20 protein-coding genes are annotated in these 18,657 nt (G+C 35.0%); 12 read left to right on the forward strand and 8 right to left on the reverse strand.

Annotation, left to right across the window (positions count from 1 at the left end; translation table 11 throughout):
• Window positions 1–111: 111 nt before the first annotated feature.
• The 3 genes from ACH2CJ_RS07360 to ACH2CJ_RS07370 all read left to right on the forward strand — a co-directional run bounded on the left by ACH2CJ_RS07360 (window position 112) and on the right by ACH2CJ_RS07370 (window position 2,809).
• Window positions 112–552, forward strand: a complete 441-nt coding sequence (locus ACH2CJ_RS07360; RefSeq protein WP_394991695.1) for a Spy/CpxP family protein refolding chaperone — start codon at window positions 112–114, stop codon at window positions 550–552.
• 124 nt (window positions 553–676) lie between these two features.
• Complete coding sequence (locus ACH2CJ_RS07365) at window positions 677–1,918, forward strand: pyridoxal phosphate-dependent aminotransferase (RefSeq protein WP_394991696.1); 1,242 nt, start codon at window positions 677–679, stop codon at window positions 1,916–1,918.
• Between the two features lie 60 nt (window positions 1,919–1,978).
• Complete coding sequence (locus ACH2CJ_RS07370) at window positions 1,979–2,809, forward strand: S1 RNA-binding domain-containing protein (protein ID WP_394991698.1); 831 nt, start codon at window positions 1,979–1,981, stop codon at window positions 2,807–2,809.
• A 117-nt stretch (window positions 2,810–2,926) separates the two neighbouring features.
• On the opposite strand, the gene ACH2CJ_RS07375 is transcribed toward ACH2CJ_RS07370, so the two are convergent.
• The 3 genes from ACH2CJ_RS07375 to ACH2CJ_RS07385 all read right to left on the reverse strand — a co-directional run bounded on the left by ACH2CJ_RS07375 (window position 2,927) and on the right by ACH2CJ_RS07385 (window position 5,768).
• Complete coding sequence (locus ACH2CJ_RS07375; protein ID WP_394991700.1) at window positions 2,927–3,328, reverse strand: ExbD/TolR family protein; 402 nt, start codon at window positions 3,326–3,328, stop codon at window positions 2,927–2,929.
• Between the two features lie 108 nt (window positions 3,329–3,436).
• Window positions 3,437–4,111: a MotA/TolQ/ExbB proton channel family protein gene (locus ACH2CJ_RS07380; RefSeq protein ID WP_394991701.1), complete on the reverse strand. Its 675-nt coding sequence runs from the start codon at window positions 4,109–4,111 to the stop codon at window positions 3,437–3,439.
• A gap of 175 nt (window positions 4,112–4,286) precedes the next feature.
• Window positions 4,287–5,768 carry a helix-turn-helix domain-containing protein gene (locus ACH2CJ_RS07385; protein ID WP_394991703.1) on the reverse strand — a complete coding sequence of 494 codons (1,482 nt, stop codon included), beginning with the start codon at window positions 5,766–5,768 and terminating at the stop codon, window positions 4,287–4,289.
• Between the two features lie 605 nt (window positions 5,769–6,373).
• Between ACH2CJ_RS07385 and ytxJ the strand changes: the two genes are divergently transcribed.
• A complete protein-coding gene (ytxJ, locus tag ACH2CJ_RS07390; RefSeq protein WP_394991705.1) occupies window positions 6,374–6,709 on the forward strand; it encodes a bacillithiol system redox-active protein YtxJ in 336 nt (111 codons plus the stop codon).
• Between the two features lie 60 nt (window positions 6,710–6,769).
• Here the strand turns inward: ytxJ and ACH2CJ_RS07395 are convergent, their stop codons facing one another.
• A complete protein-coding gene (locus ACH2CJ_RS07395) occupies window positions 6,770–7,186 on the reverse strand; it encodes an OsmC family protein (RefSeq protein WP_394991707.1) in 417 nt (138 codons plus the stop codon).
• A gap of 269 nt (window positions 7,187–7,455) precedes the next feature.
• Between ACH2CJ_RS07395 and ACH2CJ_RS07400 the strand changes: the two genes are divergently transcribed.
• From ACH2CJ_RS07400 to ACH2CJ_RS07425, 6 genes are all read left to right on the forward strand, one after another.
• Window positions 7,456–8,220: a hypothetical protein gene (locus ACH2CJ_RS07400; protein ID WP_394991708.1), complete on the forward strand. Its 765-nt coding sequence runs from the start codon at window positions 7,456–7,458 to the stop codon at window positions 8,218–8,220.
• A 94-nt stretch (window positions 8,221–8,314) separates the two neighbouring features.
• Entirely contained in the window at window positions 8,315–9,190 is an 876-nt protein-coding gene (gene lipA / locus ACH2CJ_RS07405; RefSeq protein WP_394991710.1) for a lipoyl synthase, read from the forward strand.
• A 33-nt stretch (window positions 9,191–9,223) separates the two neighbouring features.
• Window positions 9,224–9,442 carry a type II toxin-antitoxin system HicB family antitoxin gene (locus ACH2CJ_RS07410; RefSeq protein WP_394991711.1) on the forward strand — a complete coding sequence of 73 codons (219 nt, stop codon included), beginning with the start codon at window positions 9,224–9,226 and terminating at the stop codon, window positions 9,440–9,442.
• Complete coding sequence (locus tag ACH2CJ_RS07415; RefSeq protein WP_394991713.1) at window positions 9,443–9,628, forward strand: type II toxin-antitoxin system HicA family toxin; 186 nt, start codon at window positions 9,443–9,445, stop codon at window positions 9,626–9,628. It abuts the gene before it with no gap.
• Window positions 9,629–9,639: 11 nt separating this feature from the next.
• Entirely contained in the window at window positions 9,640–10,836 is a 1,197-nt protein-coding gene (locus ACH2CJ_RS07420; RefSeq protein WP_394991715.1) for a lycopene cyclase family protein, read from the forward strand.
• Window positions 10,836–11,504: a DUF6966 domain-containing protein gene (locus tag ACH2CJ_RS07425; RefSeq protein WP_394991716.1), complete on the forward strand. Its 669-nt coding sequence runs from the start codon at window positions 10,836–10,838 to the stop codon at window positions 11,502–11,504. The genes ACH2CJ_RS07420 and ACH2CJ_RS07425 overlap by 1 nt, the downstream gene beginning before the upstream one ends.
• On the opposite strand, the gene ACH2CJ_RS07430 is transcribed toward ACH2CJ_RS07425, so the two are convergent.
• Window positions 11,505–12,719 carry an NADH-quinone oxidoreductase subunit D gene (locus ACH2CJ_RS07430; protein ID WP_394991718.1) on the reverse strand — a complete coding sequence of 405 codons (1,215 nt, stop codon included), beginning with the start codon at window positions 12,717–12,719 and terminating at the stop codon, window positions 11,505–11,507.
• A 101-nt stretch (window positions 12,720–12,820) separates the two neighbouring features.
• Window positions 12,821–13,699, reverse strand: coding sequence for a phosphodiester glycosidase family protein (locus tag ACH2CJ_RS07435; protein ID WP_394991720.1), 879 nt, complete (start codon window positions 13,697–13,699; stop codon window positions 12,821–12,823).
• Between the two features lie 34 nt (window positions 13,700–13,733).
• Between ACH2CJ_RS07435 and ACH2CJ_RS07440 the strand changes: the two genes are divergently transcribed.
• Window positions 13,734–14,312 (forward strand): DNA-3-methyladenine glycosylase, encoded by a 579-nt coding sequence (locus ACH2CJ_RS07440; RefSeq protein ID WP_394991721.1) that lies wholly within the window; start codon window positions 13,734–13,736, stop codon window positions 14,310–14,312.
• On the opposite strand, the gene ACH2CJ_RS07445 is transcribed toward ACH2CJ_RS07440, so the two are convergent.
• Together ACH2CJ_RS07445 and tgt are read right to left on the reverse strand one after the other, a co-directional pair.
• On the reverse strand, window positions 14,313–16,199 hold the full coding sequence (locus ACH2CJ_RS07445; protein ID WP_394991722.1) for a mucoidy inhibitor MuiA family protein: 1,887 nt from the start codon (window positions 16,197–16,199) through the stop codon (window positions 14,313–14,315).
• A gap of 72 nt (window positions 16,200–16,271) precedes the next feature.
• A complete protein-coding gene (gene tgt, locus ACH2CJ_RS07450) occupies window positions 16,272–17,402 on the reverse strand; it encodes a tRNA guanosine(34) transglycosylase Tgt (protein ID WP_394991723.1) in 1,131 nt (376 codons plus the stop codon).
• A gap of 127 nt (window positions 17,403–17,529) precedes the next feature.
• Between tgt and ACH2CJ_RS07455 the strand changes: the two genes are divergently transcribed.
• The coding region (locus ACH2CJ_RS07455; RefSeq protein ID WP_394991724.1) for a glycosyltransferase at window positions 17,530–18,657 on the forward strand (1,128 nt) is incomplete at its 3' end.

An 18,657-nucleotide genomic window follows, 5' to 3' on the forward strand; every position in this document is an offset into this window, starting at 1 on the left:
TAATAAATCCATCCTAAGAGAAAAATTGACTAAAAACTGGAAGTTAATACCAGCAATATTTAAGTAACCTTTTTTTTTATGAACAAACCCTGTGTAAGACATATAATAAAAATGAAAAAGTTAATTTATTTAGTATTATTCATGCCTATTTTATCATTGGCACAAATGCGACCAGGTGGCGGTGGACAGCGTATTCAAAAAATTCAATCGGCAAAAATTGGCTTAATTACCGAGCGACTTAACCTTACACCCGACCAAGCTCCGCAGTTTTGGGCTGTTTATAACGAATATGAGGCTAAAAAAATCGAATTCAAAAAGAGCATTCGTCGCACCATGGAAGAGGCTACCTCACTGGCTACAAGTGATGATAAAATTATTGCTGCTCAGAGACAAGTTGTTTCGCTTCGCCGAAAAGAACTTGATTTAGAAGAGGAATACATGAGCAAAATTTTGAAAACAATTACACCACGTCAATTTTCTGAACTCAAACGCACTGAAGCAAATTTCAATAAGATATTATTAGAAAAACTTAACGAAAAAGACGACAATTGATAAAAATAGTTTTAATACACAACAAAAAAGGTCAAGTTCAGAAGAGTTTGACCTTTTTTATTACGAGAATAGAAAATTACGCATGATTTTTAACTAATTTTGCACAGAAATTATTCCTTTTAAGATGCAAAATCCAATCAATAAAAGCAATCGTCTCAATAATTTGAGTTATGCCATCCGTGGGCCCGTTTTCGAAAAAGCACAACAACTGGAAGCAATCGGACAAAAAATTATCAATCTTAACATAGGAAATCCAGCACCGTTTGGCTTCGATGTACCCGACGAGATTGTTTATGACATGATTATGAATATTCGTAATGCACAAGGTTATGTGCATCATTTGGGTATTTTTGCCGCTCGAAAAGCTATCATGCACTATACGCAACAGATTGGTGTACATGGCGTTACAATTGATGATATTTTTATTGGGAATGGCGTAAGCGAACTCATAGTAATGACGATGCAAGCTTTACTTAATGATGGTGATGAAATTTTGATTCCTTCGCCCGATTATCCACTTTGGACAACCTCAGTGGCACTTTCAGGTGGAAAACCTGTACATTATCTCTGTGATGAAGAATCTGACTGGAACCCTGATTTAGATGATATTCGTAGAAAAATTACCAGGAAAACTAAGGGAATTGTTATTATCAATCCAAATAATCCAACTGGAGCTGTTTATGAAAAAGACATTTTAGAAGGAATTATGAAAATTGCTGCGGAACATAATTTAATAGTTTTTGCTGACGAGATTTATGACAAAATCCTCTTTGATGGAGCAAAACATATTCCGATGGCATCATTGAGCGATGATGTTTTTGTGATGACTTATGGTGGTTTGTCAAAAAATTATCGTGCCACTGGTTTTCGTGGCGGTTGGGTAATTATGAGTGGAGCAACACACCGAGCAAAATCTTTTGTTGAAGGTTTTACACTTTTGGCAAGTTTGCGTTTATGTGCCAATGTACCTGCTCAATATGCCATTCAAACAGCTTTGGGAGGTTATCAGAGTATTAATGACTTGGTTGCTCCAAGCGGTCGTTTGTGCAAGCAACGAGATTTAGTGCATTATAAAATGACCGATATTCCAGGCATAACTTGTGTAAAACCTAAGGGTGCACTGTATTTATTTCCAAAAATAGATTTACGAAAATTCTCATTCAAAGACGATGAGCAATTTACGTATGATCTACTTTGTGAACAAAAAGTATTAGTTGTGTCAGGCACCGGCTTTAATTATACAAAACCAGATCATTTCAGGATTGTTTTCTTGGCATCAACTGAAGAATTGGAAACTGCATCTGGCAAAATTCGTAATTTCTTAGATCATACCCGTATGAGGGTTGATGAAATGGAAATGGCATAATTTAATTGGGGTTTTGAATTATTTCTTAACATCCACATTCATAATTCATAATTCAATAAAATGCTTCATCTCGGAATAAAAAACACTTTACGCATCCTCAGAGGTACAACCGTTGGAATGTTTTTGGGCGATAACGAAGAAAACGATGTGCTTCTTCCAAAAAAATATATCCCCGAAGATGCCATCGTAGGAGATGATATCGAGGTATTTATCTATAAAGATTCGGAGGATAGGGTTATTGCAACTACGCTCGAACCTAAAATCCAACTAAATCAATTTGCTTATCTGCAAGTTAAGGCTGTTACAGCAATTGGGGCATTCTTAGATTGGGGTTTGGAAAAAGATTTGTTTGTTCCGTTCAGAGAGCAAAACAAAATGATGGAAGAGGGCAAATGGTACGTTGTTTTCTTGTATTTGGATGATGAAACCGACCGTTTGGTCGCTTCTTGCAAGGTAAATCGCTATTTCGAGAAAGAAAACATTGATTTAACAATCGGGCAAGAAGTTAATTTATTGGTTTTTGAAGAAACAGATATGGGACTCAACGTAATTATTGATGGCAAATATAAAGGTCTAATTTACGAAAATGAGATTTTCCAACGAATAAAAATAGGTACTCGTACAAAAGGTTACATCAAAAATATTAGAGAAGATAATCGAGTTGATGTAAGTTTACAAAAACAAGGCTATGAAAATATAGAACCTAATGCCGAACTTATTCTTACAAAACTCAAAGCTAATAATGGTTTTTTAGATATTACTGATAAAAGTGATGCTAATTATGTGATGTACCAATTGGAAATGAGTAAAAAAACTTTCAAAAAGGCTGTGGGTGCATTATATCGTCAGCGGTTAGTACGATTAGAAGAAGATGGCATCTATTTAATATAGATTTTTAGATACGAGAAATACTACAACAAAAAACCTCAAATAGTTGATTATCAACTATTTGAGGTTTTTTGTTGTTCCTCTTAAATCTCGTATCTAAAATCTCGAATCTTGTTTTCTCTATTTGTTCAACTCTGTAGCCAAAACCATTCTGATTTTTAATTTTGCTCCGAGCGACATTGCATCTACTAAGTCTTGCACAGTAAGCGAACTTTCGGCACGAAGCACCACAGTTGGTTCTTCCATTCCCTGCACAGCAAGAATCAATCTTTCTTCCAATTGCGGAAATGGAACGGGTGTACTATTAATATAATAAACTTTATCTTTAGTAATTGTAAGCGAAATTGGCTGTTTACTCACATCATGTGTTGATTTTGAAGACTTTGGCAACAACAATTTAATCACATTTGGATTGCCCAATGTTGAAATAATTAAGAAGAACAACAGCAAAAAGAACATAATATCGTTCAGTGATGATGTTGATACTTCGGCTTCAAACCTTCTTTGTCTTTTAAGTTTCATAAATTAGACGACGGTCTATAGTTTTAATACCAAAATTTAATTTTCAAAAAATTCATGGCAATATTTTGTAAATATTTATACTGCCGGCTGTGGTCTTTGGACTATCGACTATCTTACAGGCTCATTTAAGGTATCAAGAAAATCCATTACAGTAGCTTGCAGATGAATACCAAATTTATCAATCATCATATTAATTCCATGGTAACCAATGTATCCTACCAAACCAACCACCAAGCCTGAACATGACGAAATCATTTTTTCGTATAAACCATTAGCAATGATTTCGATGGTAAAATTTCCTGTTGTACCAATATCATAAAATATACGAATAATACCCAAAATTGTACCAATAAAGCCTAAAATTGGAGCAATACCAGCGATAAGTCCGAGATAACCCATATTTTTTTCCATTTTCGAAACTTCAAGGTTCGACTGAATCTCCATTGCACTTTCAATATCTTTTACTGGGCGACCAATACGAGTAATACCTTTTTCCAAAATTCTGGCAATTGGTAAATTTGTGCTTTTGCAAAGTGTTGCTGCTGTACGCAAATCTCCTCTCAAAATATTATCTTTCAATGAGCGTAAAAACCCAAAATCAATATTAGAAGCCGCCTTAATAAAGAGGTAGCGTTCGATAATGAAAAATAATGCTATAAAAAGCAAAAATAAAATTGGGTAGATAACAATACCCCCTTTCAATAGTAAACTTAAATAATTGATAGATTGTGCATTGGCGGCAGTTGCCGTAGAATCAACTTGAAGCAAAATCGTTTGTAGCATAAGGTCGAGAATGTAGGTTTCCGTTATTAAACTTTAAATTTGATAAATTTAGTATGCAAAAATACATTTTTTTCTTGAAAAACATATTTAGTTCTAACTTGAGAGCAATTCGCAGTTGTAATGCTGAATTCGGGGTGATTGTAACTAAAGCAATGTTTTTTTAACTCATAACTAATTAAGCCCCCATTGATTTGAGTGCTATTTTCATATTTTCCATTTGTCGTTTTTTCTGAAGTATCACTGGTGCAGCTACTCTTTCTTTGCAATCGAATAAACGGCAACGCTCGCAAGTTTGATTTACTTCTCTGGATTGAATTTTAGGGTCAGCCAAAAATTTAAACTTACTTCGCAAATTATCATTCAACTCAAAACCCATTGTAACACTAATATTGAGATGCGAAATAATATTCAAAGGGCGTGCCATCGACATTACAAAATATTGGTCAGCGTCCACATAATTAGATATTTGAACACGCACCAAAGGCTCTTTGTATTTACCATTTTGTTGTAAATTAGATACTTCATCCAAAATATTGAGCGAAATCCAGCGACGGCAGTAATGTTCTTTCTGTGTTTCGTGTGGATTATGTTTTTTTGCCAAATGCATTTCTTTAGTCAAATGATACTCTTTTTGACCTGAAGGTGATTCAAAACGAAGAAAAAATATGCCATCAATACCAAAATATTTTGGCAAGACATTACTAATTCGATGATAAAGAGTTTCGGGAGTTGCTTGGAAATAGTCGGCTAAATCAATTAAAGATTTGTCATTCCAAGTTTCTTGATTAAACATCTTTGTTAACTTTTCAATCAATTTTTCTTTCCGAATCAAAATTGCCCCTGCAAAATATGAAGCATTAAAATTATTCAAAACTTGGTCAAAAGATTTTACTTCTACCCAAGACGAGGTATAAGGTCGGTCTTTTATTTTCATAAACAAGAAGCCCAATTCTCTGCCCAATGTAAACGCTCTTTGGTCGGAAGTGATACGTTTATTGATTAGAAGTGTATGTGTTTTTGGCATGAAAACCGAGCGAATATTAACAATATCTGGATAATCTTCTTCGTCGAAATATTTTATTGTAAAACCGTATTTATCGGTTAATAGATTCGATAAATAATATTCATCGATTTGCTGATCAGCAGACACCTTATTTTCTGTCAAAAACCTATCAACTTCTTCTTCAATTTCAGGGAAATAATTATCGTGCATTTCTTGATATGAACGCAAAACTGCAAAGTAAAACTGCTCAACCGACATATTATAACTTCGGCCAATTTCGATGATGGTGCTAATAAAAGCACTCAACTTAGTTGGGGCATCAGACAATAATTCAAGCAAATCGGCGGGTGAAATACCAAAAATTTCGAAGGGTAGTTCTGTTAAGAAATTTGAGCGAAGCAATTCAGAAATTGGCTCTAATTTTTTGTTGAGTTTGAGCGAAACTAAGGTGTCATAATCAACACCCATAGCTTCGGCTAATGCCACAATTTTATCAGATTTTGGGTACTTTTTTCCTTTTTCAATTTCATTGATGTATGACATTGAAAGTCCCGATTTTTGAGCAAGTTCAGTGAGCGACATTGTTTTATCGAGACGTAGTTGCTTGAGTTTTAGTCCAAATACAAGGCGAATATTATCAGTATTAAGGCTCATTGATAGTTTTAGGATTTCTTTAGTTTATGAGGAAGTGGTGGCAAAAGTTAAATTTAAGGCAAAATCTTATATTATTGGGCAAATAAAATTAACATAATCGCCCAATCACAGGAAATAAAAAATTATTTGGTACTCATAAAACAAGTTTTAAGCGATACCAACGTCTTTTTTATCATCGTTTGGTTTCTAATGTCTAATAATTAAGAATAAAGGTAACAAAAATGTGCAAATTTTAAGTAATTTTCTTGAAAAAACACAAAAAAGCATTTGGTAATTAGCAAATACTCCTACTTTATCATCAACCATTTTTAAACAAACTCTCTTTTTTTAACTGTTTACCGGAGATTTGCAAAACAGCTTCTTTTTAAAAAAAATCATATATTTATTCATTCAGTACTGTAAAAATTAAGACAATAAAGACAGATATTTATTGAACAATTCATCGAAATTCTCTCAAATTGACATTCTTCTTAAATAGTTTGATACATTTCAGTAAGTTTACTTTCAATAATCTACTAAAAAAAATACAAAAATTACAGTTCAATCAATCGAAACTTTTCATCTTCAAAAAGCGTTTAATAAAATAATCAAATAATATTTTTTAGATGAATTGGCATAAGATTACCGAAGAAGAACAATTAGAAGAAATTAAGCAAGTATCACACAATCGACCAGTTATGATTTTGAAACACAGCACAACTTGCTCCATAAGTGCAACCGCATTGGCTAGATTAGAAAGATCATGGAAAGACGATCAAGCAGGAAGACTACAACCTTACTATTTAGATTTATTAAAATATAGATCTATTTCAAAAAAAATCGCAGACACTTTCAATGTAGAACACGAATCGCCTCAAATATTGATTATTAAAGATGGCAAATCTGTTTATGATGCCTCACACTTTGATATTCGTTTTGATGAAATAATTTCCAAGATGTGAGATTCGAGATATTGGTCTTTAACTCTAAAAAGCTCCTATCTCGAATCCGGTATCTTCCATTTAAGAAATCCATTCAAAATTGAAAACTTGTTCAATATCGGGGTGCAAACTCAGTGATACAGGGCAAGTATGAGCTGCTCTTATATATTTTGCTTTTACTTCATCAGAAAGCTCTTGGGGAGTTTTCATAGTAAAATCCAGTTCAATACGAATGATTTTGCGAGGAAGTTCGACAGACATAGTCTTAGTAATTTTGATTTCCGAACCTCTAAAATCTATCTCATCACGGCTTGCTACAATTCCCATAATTGTCATGGCACAACTTCCCAATGAGGTAGCCGCCAAATCAGTTGGCGAAAAAGCTTCTCCTTTTCCATTATTATCAACTGGAGCATCTGTAATTATTTTTTCTGCTGAGGCAAGGTGTGTGGCTTCGGTACGTAAATCGCCCAAATAAGCTATTTTTGAAGTTGGCATTTTATCTAATGTTAATTATGTGATGATAAATATTTGTGAAAATATTTTCTCAAAAATAAGTTATTATCAACACATAGCCAAAAACATAAAGTTAAATTAATAATTCTTGCCAAAGCCGGTATTTAACAACACAACCGAGCAAAAATATTGATAAAAGTTTTTTCAAAATATCGAACATTTAGGTAATAAATTTGTTAAGTTTAATGATGGTTTCTAAAAAAAATACGTTTATCTTTATATATTAAAAGGGCAATCTAAATTATTGATAAGTGAAAGTCAGCATATATAGCATATTTTTATTACTTGTAGTTACAAGTGGTTATGCACAACAAAAGACTTCGCCCAAAAAAACAAGCGAAGATTATAAGATGTTCGCCTATGGCGTTACAACTAATACAAATTCTGGTCTATTAGGCGGTTTCGTAGTTAGGCATTCACAGGCTGTTGGCACTTTTAAAGGGAATTTAATGCACCGTTATATAGCCTTAGAAGCCGTTAACTTAAAACATCCTAAAGAAAAAGCAGAACCAACAAGCATTGCCAATCGCTATATATTTGGTAAACGAAATTACTTTTTTTCACTACGCCCAGAATATGGGAGAGAATTAGTGTTTTTCAAAAAACATGGAGATGATGGTATTGGAATTAGTTTAATTGTAGCAGGTGGGCCTTCGATTGGTTTACAAAAGCCTTATTATATTAAATACGATAAAAATGGACGTGGAGCTATTGAGATAGTACAATATGACCCAAATATTCACAAAGAAATCAATAAAATACAGGGTTCTGCAGGAATATGGCAAGAGTTTTTTAAGGGAATGACTATCAATCCTGGACTTCATGTAAAACTCGCTGCTAACATCGACATGAATACTTTTGGTAATAGTTTGACAGGTTTTGAAATCGGTATTACTTCCGAAGTTTTTAGTAAAACCCCAGAAATCATGTCTACTCAGTTGACAACAAATGCTCGTTTTTATAATTCTGGCTATTTGACAATTTATTTTGGCAACCGAAAACAAAAAACCAAGTAACCGCAAGATTCATTAATTAACTTCTTTAAATAACTCCAAAATAATCCAACAGTCTCACTGTAAGGAATTTAATCAGCTAAATTTTTAGTAAAAAATGATAGAATTACCCGTTGTAAGTACCGAACAACGCACTCGTCGCCCCGACTGGCTGAGAGTGAAACTGCCTATTGGCGAAAACTTCAAAAAAGTACGTGGTTTAGTTGATGAATACAAGCTTCATACTATTTGTCAATCGGGCAATTGCCCAAATATGGGAGAATGCTGGGGCGAAGGCACTGCTACTTTTATGATTTTGGGCAATATTTGTACCCGTAGCTGTACTTTTTGTGCAGTAGCAACAGGTCGCCCGAACGAATATGACACTGACGAACCTCGACGTGTAGCCGAAGCGATTTTGTTAATGCAAGTAAAGCATGCTGTACTTACTTCCGTCAATCGTGATGAATTGAAAGATAAAGGTGCTGAAATTTGGTACGAAACTGTGAAAGCCGTAAAAGATGTTTCACCAAAAACTACTATTGAAACCCTTATTCCTGATACAAAAAGCAATTGGGAAGCACTCTATCGCATGATTTCGGCAGGACAAGAAGTAGTTTCGCACAACATGGAAACCGTAGAGCGATTGTATAGAACTGTACGTCCGCAAGCTAAATATACACGTAGTTTAGAGCAGATTCGCCGCACCAAAGAATTTGGAAAGCGTTCAAAGTCAGGCATTATGCTCGGTTTAGGCGAAACGCAAGACGAAGTTTTCAAGGCAATGGACGATTTGGTAGTAAATGGCTTAGATATTCTAACACTTGGACAATACTTACAACCAACCAAAATGCACCATGAAGTAATTGATTTTATTCACCCTGATACTTTTGCCATGTATCGTGAAGAAGGTTTACGACGTGGTTTGAAATATGTAGAATCTGGGCCTTTAGTACGTTCGAGTTATCATGCAGAGAGGCACGTGCATGTATAAAAAAGTACATAAATCATTGATAATAAATCTATTATGAAACTCACAGCTACAATTCAAAAATCAGAGGATGGGTGGTTTGTTGGACAAATCAAGGAACTTCCTGCAGTCATAGAGCAAGGAAAAAGTGTCGAAGAGTTGAAAAAAAATCTTTCAGAAGCATTAGAGTTTTATTTAGAGACGCAAAGATTGCTTTTTGATAAAACCCATCAAAATCAGTTTTTTTTGAAAGAAGAAGAGTTTGCTTTTGCATAAATGAAAAGAAATCAAATACTAAAACACTTAAAAAAGCATGGTTGTGAATTGCTTCGAGAGGGAGCAAATCACACCATTTATTTTAATCCTGCGAATGGACATCAATCAACTATTGGCAGACATCAAGAGTTATCCAATCTTATTTGTAAAGAAATCTGCAAACAATTAGACATTCCATTGATTTAATTTCACTCAGAATGACGCAGAAGAAAAACGCCCCTTTAGGGGTTGAGGGTGGCTATGACTACATCATTTGCGGAGGAGGAATGGCAGGTCTTTCATTGGCTTATTACTTGAAAACCAGTACGTTAGCTCATCACTCTATTCTTATTATTGAGCCACAAGAGAAAGATAAAAATGACCGAACTTGGGCATTTTGGGGAAATACTGAAAATGCTTTTGAGCATATTCTTTATAAAAAATGGTCTTCAGTATGCTTTGTTGATGCTGACGGTAAAAGTCAAGTTTTAGATATTGAAAACTATCAATACAAGCTGCTACGAGGTATTGATTTCTATAACTTTGTTATTGGTGAATTAAAGGGATTAGGTAATATTGAATGGTTAAAAGATTCAGTAAGTAGCATTGATGATAGCGATGATTTAGCTACTATAACTACCACAAACGGGACTCAATTTCAAGCAAAATATGTTTTCGATAGCACTTATAAGCTAAAACTTGATAATAGAAACAATCATAATCTGCTCCAACATTTCAAAGGATTAGTGATTAAAAGTGTTGAGCCAATCTTCAATCCTTCCTTGCCCGATATGATGAATTTTGGCGTTGTCCAGTATAACGACTGCCGCTTCATCTATGTACTTCCTTTTGATGAACATACCGCAATTGTGGAATATACGCTCTTCAGTGAAAAGCTTTTGCAAGAAAAAGAATATGATATTGAGTTAAAAAAATACATTTCAGAAAAATTACAACTCTCTAACTATCAGATACTTGAAGAAGAATTCGGAGTAATTCCGATGAGTGATGAGCCAACCAATGAGTTTCCAAGTAAACACGTGGTCAGAATCGGAACGGCTGGAGGTTATACCAATCCTGCAACAGGTTATACTTTTCAGAATACACAAAAACGGCTAAAAGGAATCGTTGAAAGTTTAGAAAAAACTGGTTCGCCAATTATTAAAGATGCTTGGTTTAAGAAACGTTTTCTATTTTATGCGAGTGTACTTTTGAATGTTTTAGAACAAAAACGTCAGCCAGCTGCCGAAGTTTTTACTCGATTGTATGAGCGAAATCATCCTTCACAGATTTTTAAGTTTTTAGACGGTGAAACGAATTTTTGGGAAGAAATAAAAATCATGTATTCCACCAAAAAACCAATATTTATTGCCGCAGTTTTTGATGTAATTAAAAGAAAATTTACAAAACTATAATGATAGACTATTACAAGATTTCCTTAGAAATGCTTATTCAGCTTTTACACGGCGAAGGCTACGAAAATTGGGAAAAATGGCTTTCTGAAGATATACGTTTATGGGAAACTGAAAAATCTACCGAGCATCATTTGGGAGCTTATGGTGGAATGGGTTCATTCAACGATGTTCCGATGGGCACTAACGATACGACTGGTATCTGGAAAAGAAAATTGTTTGGTACGGTTCAAACGCTTGCTTATAATTTTGCCAAAGGTAATATTTCAACTGTACCCCTTGATGAAACTTTTTATGGCTATGACTCAAAAGAAATCAGTGGTTGGCGATGCCGAAATTGTGGCGAAGCAAAAATTAAGAAAAGAAATATTGAAATATACATTTCGAGCGTTTTTTTACCAAAATTCATTGTAGAATACATCAAAAAGGACAAATTAATAGAAATATTAGATTTAGAAAAAGTAATAAATTCGGAAGAAATTATTCAAAAAAGAAAGGATATTGAAGCCTTAGTTCAAAATTATGAAATCGAACTTTCTGATTCTGCAGAATGGTTATGGACTTGCCCAAAATGCCAAAGTAAAGAAACCTGTGTTTATAGATGGATTTTGACCGAAAACGACACCAAACTCATTGAAGCTAACAATAATTTGGACTTGAATATCAAATAATCATCGATCAACTTCGCCCATAACAACATCCAATGAGCCAATGACGGCAACCAAATCGGCAATCATTCCTCCTCGTGATAATTCGGGCAAAACTGACAAATTATTAAACGAACAAGCTCTTGCTTTTACTCGTACAGGAATATCTGAGCGACCATCGGTACGAAAAAAGAAGCCTAATTCTCCTTTTGGATTTTCAGCTCGGGCATAAAAATCCATTTTTGGTGGACGGATTTTCTTAGGCACAAGTGCTTGTGGGTCGAAATCTTTAGTGCGTTTATATTCTTTGGTCAGTTTTTCTAAACATTGCTCAATAATTCGAAGTGATTCCCAACATTCTTGCACACGCACATTATTTCTGTCCCAACAATCGCCTACTTTACCAACCTCACCTTTTCCAACGGGAATGTCAAAGTCAATTTCTGAATATACCGAATAAGCATCAACTTTTCTTAAATCCCATTTCAAGCCCGAACCACGCAAAACTGGCCCCGTACAACCATAATTCACCGCCATTGCCAAAGGTAAAACGCCAACATTGGCAGTTCGGTTGATGAAAATATAGTTGTCAATCACTAATTGTTGAAGTTCAATCAATTTAGGTTTCAAATAGTCAACAAATTCGCTGCAACGTTCTTCAAAACCGATTGGTAAATCGTAGAAAAGTCCACCTACCCAAATATAATTATACAACATTCTTGCTCCGCAAAGCCATTCCAACATTCGCAAAATATGCTCACGGTCACGGAAAATCCAGAGAAAAGGTGTTGCTGCTCCAATATCAAGGGCATAAGTACCAATAGCAATAAAATGCGAAGCCAAACGGTTGAGTTCTGCCACCAAAACCCTGATATATTCTACTCTTTTGGGTAAATCTTTATCAATTCCGAGCATTTTTTCAATGCCCATCACATACCCAAGTTCCGAATTCATTGCTGCTACGTAATCCATTCTATCTACATAAGGAATGATTTGATTGAACGGTAAACTCTGGGCGTGCTTCTCGAAACAACGATGTAAATAACCCAAATGAGAAACCACATCCACCACAGTTTCGCCATCGGTAACAACTTCCAAACGTAAAACACCATGCGTAGATGGATGCTGTGGACCAAGATTAAGTACCATTTCTTCAGAATACAAATCTTCGGGTTTATACTTATTTGGCTCTGAAATAGTCAGATTTTCGGGGCGATATTTATATTGGACGTGTTGCATTTTGGGGATTCGAGATTATAGGATACGGGATAAGAGATTTTAGATTCGAGAAAAAGTTTAGACGAGAAAAAAGAAAACTCGTATCCCATATCTCGAATTCTTTATCTTAATTTCACATAAAAAATATTACTAACTGAACGTTCTCCGGCATGGTCAAAAATTTTATTATCAGATGGATAATTTACCACACCATTTTCTGGCTGACCTTTGATATACATAGTTGTTGAGCCGCCGCCATCAAAATTGATTGCATTTTTACAATTCAGAATCTTTGACAAATACGTTAATTCTGGCAAAGTCATACCGAAAGCTTCATTGCTTCGACCATCTACTGTAATCAACAAAAGTTTTTTATCATTTGTAATACACGCACAAGTGCGTGGGTGGCGGTTGTCGTTGAAAGGCGTTTGGGGTAAACTTTCAGAAACATTATTAAATCTTAAAAGCGGCCCCGTGAGCAAAACGTTGTCTTCTTTCAAACCTCGCTCCCACCCTGCTTTTTCTTCGCCTTTGATAATTTTTACTTTGTTTTTATGAATCGTAACCGCCGAAATTGAATGGAAAGGTAATCGAGGAACATCTTTCAAACGAGTAGTATCAACGATAGTTCCACCGATTTTTAGGAAATCAACCGCACCACCATTTTTTGTATCAAAAAAACCTGCATTAACAGCCACCAAAGCATCATTATTGATTGCAATTTTGCTAGTTGTTAACAAAAGTCGCTTGGCTTTATTATCAGTTTTCATGCTATCGGCTGCTAAAAATCCAAACTTTAATTTACGGTTTTTCAAGCGAGTTTCTATGACATTTATTAATTGATTGCCGTTAAATAGCTCTTTTTGCTTGAAATGATAGCTTTTCCACGTAATTCCATTGCCAATGTCGGTTGATGTCCAATTGGCATTTTTAATGGTGAGCGAATCATTTTGAGCAAAACAAAGTTTACTAAATAAGAGTAAAAAGAAGAGTTTTTTCATACAATTACAGGCGAATAATTTCTCAAAAGTACAGATGCAAAACGTTCTTCCCAAAGAATTTTACGAAAAACATGATACATTGACGCTTGCGAAGCAATTACTTGGCTGTACGCTCGTGCATGAAAGCATTGATGGACGAACTTCGGGCATCATTGTGGAGACCGAAGCCTATTTACGAAACGACCCTGCTTGCCATGCTTACCGCAAAAAGTCAACAAGAAATGCACCGATGTTTGAAGGTGCTGGCGTGAGTTATGTTTACCTGATTTATGGACTACATCATTGTTTCAATATCGTCAGCGGAGCAGCGGGTATTGGCGAAGCGGTGCTGATTCGTGCCTTAGAACCAACCGATGGTATCGAGTTAATGCAAGAACGTCGCAAAACCAAAGATTTACGGAACTTGTGCAGTGGTCCAGCCAAATTGGTAAAAGCAATGGGAATTACTCCCAACTTTAATTTCTTGTCTATGGATTCTGACAACTTCTATTGTTTCGACTCACAACTTACTGACTATCAAGTTATTACGACTACTCGTATTGGCATTACACAAGGAGCAGATTTGCCTTATCGGTTTTATATTGAAGGGAATAGGTTTGTTAGTAGGAAGTAACTAATCCACTTCCACGAAACCTGATTTGGGTGATTTTACAGTATATTTGAATGTAAATTTTTGTTCTTTTGTTGGTAAAATTTTCTTTTTCCAAATTATCTTTCCAGTTTCTTCATTAACTTCTGCTTCGGGAGCATCTTTGTCTTCTACGATTACTTCTTTTATTTTTGAAATTGGGAATTGGTCTTCTACCACTAAATTGATAGCTTCATTTTTAGTGTTTCTTACTGAAATTTCATAAGCCCTTTGCTCATATTTATAACTACCAATAAATTGTTTTTTCTGAAAATCTTTCAATTTAGTTCGTGTAAGCAATACATTTTTATCTCTTCCAAACGAAAGATTTAACGTATCTTTATTTGAAAGATTAAGTTTCGACTTACCCAAATATGTTCCATCAACAAACAAACTTGCTTCACCTTCAAGTAATTTGTATTTTTCCCAATCTATAATTTTAGCATTGAGAAACACAACAAGGTCAATTTTTGGCACACAAAAATGCTCATAATTTGCAGGAATTTCATCTTCTTTTATCTCCACAGCATATACTTTTCCATCAGACGGAATAGAATAAGGTATCAAAATATCAAATAATTGACTTGTTGGGGCTTCTTTTTCATTGACTTCAAGTAAGACACTTCTCTTTAATGAGTTATTTCCTCTTACAGAAATACCTGCCATTCTTCCTTGCAACATTTCTTCTTTTTCACTACCATAGCCCACTACAACAACTTCACTCAATGATTTTGTGTCATCTTCCATAACTACGTCCAAAATATTAGAAGATATATTGACTTCTTTTGTCGTAAATCCTACATAAGAAAAAACTAAAACTTTCTTTTTTGACAAATTTGGGGGAATATTGATTTTATAATTACCATTTATATCTGTTTGAACGCCTAAACTTGTTCCTTCTATATTTATTGAAACGCCTGGCAAGCCATTTCCATCGCTTTTAGCAATTACTTTTCCTCTTACTTCGGTTACTGCTTCGTTAATTGGAACATTGATATTATTCAAATATTCGCTGTAATCATTTTTCACGCCCAAAGACCAATTTTTCAGCACAGGTGCAACACCATTTTGACGAGGGTTTGCTGTTGAAAGTGAGAGTTTTACATCTTTCCAATCTTCACCCGAATATTGATATACATTTGCTTTATAGGTAATGCTAATCGGTTCGGTTAATTTCTCTACTCGGAAATCGTAAGTTGGAGTCCAACCTGCATTTTGAACAAAATAGCTAATTGAAAATACTGCATTTGATATATTTTCTTTAGCAGAAACTGTTACCAAAACCTCAGACATCGTTGCTTCTTTTGAACCATTAATTTCAGTCAATTGCTGATTTACCTTTCGTATTTCTTCTTCTAACTTTCTTAGATTTCGTTCAAACTCCAATTGTTTTATCAAAACCTCTTGCATTTTAATTCGTTGATATTCAACACTTTCTTTCAAATCATTGGCTTTCATTCCTGCATACGTTCCACCAACAACTTGGTTTTTAAGTAGCATTTCTTCTTCACGCTTAAAAACTAACAAATTATTTTTCTCTGCTTTGATTTTATCTTCAATAAGTGTTTTTTGAACTTCAATTTTGGTAATTTCTTCTTGCTTCGATTTATCCAAAAGGTTTCCTAATTGATGTACAACTGACAAAACTGTAAACTTTCCTTCACCCTTAATTTGAAGACTTTGTTTATCAATTTGTGGAGAAATGCCTTTGAAAACCAATTCAGTTTTTCCATTTGCTATAAGAATTTTGGCAGAACGCTCAATATATGCTCCATTCAAGAAAAGTGTAACTTTTTCAATTTTAGTATTTACCGATTGTTGTGCCTGCGATAGCAAAGGTATCAAGCAGATGAAAGAAATTAGTCTCAGCATTTTGTTTTATAATTAATATTGTCTGTCATTCGTATGCAAACAAGTAAGAAATTCCATTTTTTTTTAAATAAGCTACAATCGCTGCATCGTCTGTTTCACCATTGCATTTTTCCAAGTCAAGAAATCTCCTGCTAAAATATGCTCACGGGCTTGCCCAACGAGCCATAAATAAAAAGTCAAGTTATGAACGCTAGCAATTTGTGCCGCTAAAATCTCATCGCATTTTACCAAATGGCGAAGATAAGCCCTTGAGTAAAAGGTACTTGCATAACCGCCAAGTGTTTCGTCAATGGGCGAGAAATCATCTTTCCATTTTTCGTTTCTGATATTAATGATGCCTTGCGTAGTAAATAACATACCATTTCGGGCATTTCGGGTAGGCATTACGCAATCGAACATATCAATTCCGAGAGCAATTGCTTCTAATATATTTTCGGGAGTTCCTACGCCCATCAAGTAGCGTGGCTTGTCTTTTGGCAAAATATCATTGACATATTCAATAGTTTCGTACATTTTTTCGGCAGGTTCGCCCACCGCCAAACCGCCAATGGCATTCCCATCACAGTTTTGTTCGGCAACAAATTCGGCAGATTTTATACGTAAATCTTTATAGGTACTTCCCTGCACAATTGGAAAAAGTGTTTGCTCAAAACCATATCTCCCTTCGGTGCTATCAAAACGATTGATGCAACGAGTGAGCCAACGGTGTGTCATTTCCATTGATTTTTGGGCGTAAGTATAATCGCACGGATAGGGAGCACATTCATCAAAAGCCATGATAATATCTGCACCAATCACTCGCTGAATATCCATGACACTTTCAGGGGTAAATAAATGTCGAGAACCATCAATATGTGACTGAAATTTCACCCCTTCTTCCGAAATCTTACGAATATCTTTCAAAGAAAAGACCTGATAACCGCCCGAATCGGTGAGAATTGGGCCAGACCAACCATTAAATTTATGCAATCCGCCCGCACGTTCCATAATATCTAGCCCTGGTCGTAGATATAAATGATAAGTGTTTCCCAAAATAATTTGAGCTTTTATATCATTCACCAACTCACGTTGATGAACGGCCTTTACGGTAGCAGCAGTACCGACAGGCATAAAAATTGGTGTCAAAATTTCGCCATGGGCAGTTGTCATTTTGCCCGCCCGAGCTTTCGATAGAATATCAGTTTTTTGCAATTCGTATTTCATAAAGCAAATTTCAACCTTCATTTTGGCTAATACAAGTATTTATTCATTGATTTTTAAGTCAAACTTTCTATGCCTTTCGTTGAAGGTTTGTATATTTGCACAATATTTCACCTAAACCGCATATACAATGGTGTTTTGGCACTATTTACTACCGTTTATATTTTTTGCTGCTGTCGTTATTCAATTGACTTTTATCTTGGGGATTTTCACTCGCCTGCTTTCGCATTTCGATTTTGAGCGAGATTCTGAGGAAAAGAAAAAACCCAGCGTTTCAATTGTTGTTGCTGCTTGGAACGAACTGGAAAACTTGAAAGAATTGTTGCCACTTTTAGAAGCACAAGAATATCCAAATTTCGAGATCGTTATTGCCGATGATCGTTCGCATGATGGCACTTATGATTATCTTTTATTTAACGAAGGTGCTTATAAAAAGATGAGTTTCGTTAGAATTGAGAGCCTTCCTTCTCATTTTACTGCAAAAAAATATGCCGTAACTATGGGAATTAAGAAAGCAACCAAAGAAATTATTCTTTTGACAGATGCCGATTGCCGCCCAACCAGCACCCTTTGGATTGATACAATGGTTGCTCAAATGACCCAAGGAAAAGATGTCGTTTTAGGCTTTTCTCCTTACGAATTTGAAGATTCTCGCCTCAATTCGTTGATTCGCTACGAAACATTTCAGACTGCTATTCAGTATTTTTCGTTTACATTAGCAAAAATACCTTACATGGGTATTGGTCGAAATTTGATGTATCGCCGAGAATTATTTTGGGTAAAAAATGGTTTTGCAAGCCATCATGGGCTTTTGGGTGGGGATGATGATTTGTTTATTAACGAAGCATCAAACAAACAAAACGTGGCAATATGTCTTGACCCAGACACGCATATTATGTCTGTACCAAAGAAAACTTGGAAAGAATGGATTACTCAAAAACGAAGACATTTATCAGTAGGAAAACGTTATAAATTACGTGATAAAATCTCGCTGGGGCTTTTGGCTGCCAGTCATTTGATTTGTTGGCTATGGTTTGTGCCTATATTTTTTGTAAAACCTGAGTGGTTTGAAGCTCCTGAATGGTCAAGAATTCCTACGAATTTGCTCGACGATAATAATCTTCAAGATTTCTATTTGTATAATGATTGGATGCGATTGATTACGTTTGTTTTTATTATTTGGCTCATTACACGATGGATAGTGTTGGCAAAAGCCAATATAAAGCTCAATAATACAGTTAATTCGTGGAAAATACCA

The sequence above is a fragment of the Emticicia sp. genome, assembly GCF_043780375.1.
In the GTDB taxonomy this organism is placed as follows: Bacteria; Bacteroidota; Bacteroidia; order Cytophagales; family Spirosomataceae; genus Emticicia.

Excerpts from the sequence above, each read along its gene's own strand:
- ACH2CJ_RS07360 (WP_394991695.1), top strand. The coding sequence starts at position 112 with ATGAAAAAGTTAATTTATTTAGTATTATTCATGCCTATTTTATCATTG.
- ACH2CJ_RS07365 (WP_394991696.1), top strand. The coding sequence starts at position 677 with ATGCAAAATCCAATCAATAAAAGCAATCGTCTCAATAATTTGAGTTAT.
- ACH2CJ_RS07370 (WP_394991698.1), top strand. The coding sequence starts at position 1,979 with ATGCTTCATCTCGGAATAAAAAACACTTTACGCATCCTCAGAGGTACA.
- ACH2CJ_RS07375 (WP_394991700.1), bottom strand. The coding sequence starts at position 3,328 with ATGAAACTTAAAAGACAAAGAAGGTTTGAAGCCGAAGTATCAACATCA.
- ACH2CJ_RS07380 (WP_394991701.1), bottom strand. The coding sequence starts at position 4,111 with ATGCTACAAACGATTTTGCTTCAAGTTGATTCTACGGCAACTGCCGCC.
- ACH2CJ_RS07385 (WP_394991703.1), bottom strand. The coding sequence starts at position 5,768 with ATGAGCCTTAATACTGATAATATTCGCCTTGTATTTGGACTAAAACTC.
- ytxJ (WP_394991705.1), top strand. The coding sequence starts at position 6,374 with ATGAATTGGCATAAGATTACCGAAGAAGAACAATTAGAAGAAATTAAG.
- ACH2CJ_RS07395 (WP_394991707.1), bottom strand. The coding sequence starts at position 7,186 with ATGCCAACTTCAAAAATAGCTTATTTGGGCGATTTACGTACCGAAGCC.
- lipA (WP_394991710.1), top strand. The coding sequence starts at position 8,315 with ATGATAGAATTACCCGTTGTAAGTACCGAACAACGCACTCGTCGCCCC.
- ACH2CJ_RS07410 (WP_394991711.1), top strand. The coding sequence starts at position 9,224 with ATGAAACTCACAGCTACAATTCAAAAATCAGAGGATGGGTGGTTTGTT.
- ACH2CJ_RS07415 (WP_394991713.1), top strand. The coding sequence starts at position 9,443 with ATGAAAAGAAATCAAATACTAAAACACTTAAAAAAGCATGGTTGTGAA.
- ACH2CJ_RS07420 (WP_394991715.1), top strand. The coding sequence starts at position 9,640 with ATGACGCAGAAGAAAAACGCCCCTTTAGGGGTTGAGGGTGGCTATGAC.
- ACH2CJ_RS07425 (WP_394991716.1), top strand. The coding sequence starts at position 10,836 with ATGATAGACTATTACAAGATTTCCTTAGAAATGCTTATTCAGCTTTTA.
- ACH2CJ_RS07430 (WP_394991718.1), bottom strand. The coding sequence starts at position 12,719 with ATGCAACACGTCCAATATAAATATCGCCCCGAAAATCTGACTATTTCA.
- ACH2CJ_RS07435 (WP_394991720.1), bottom strand. The coding sequence starts at position 13,699 with ATGAAAAAACTCTTCTTTTTACTCTTATTTAGTAAACTTTGTTTTGCT.
- ACH2CJ_RS07440 (WP_394991721.1), top strand. The coding sequence starts at position 13,734 with ATGCAAAACGTTCTTCCCAAAGAATTTTACGAAAAACATGATACATTG.
- ACH2CJ_RS07445 (WP_394991722.1), bottom strand. The coding sequence starts at position 16,199 with ATGCTGAGACTAATTTCTTTCATCTGCTTGATACCTTTGCTATCGCAG.
- tgt (WP_394991723.1), bottom strand. The coding sequence starts at position 17,402 with ATGAAATACGAATTGCAAAAAACTGATATTCTATCGAAAGCTCGGGCG.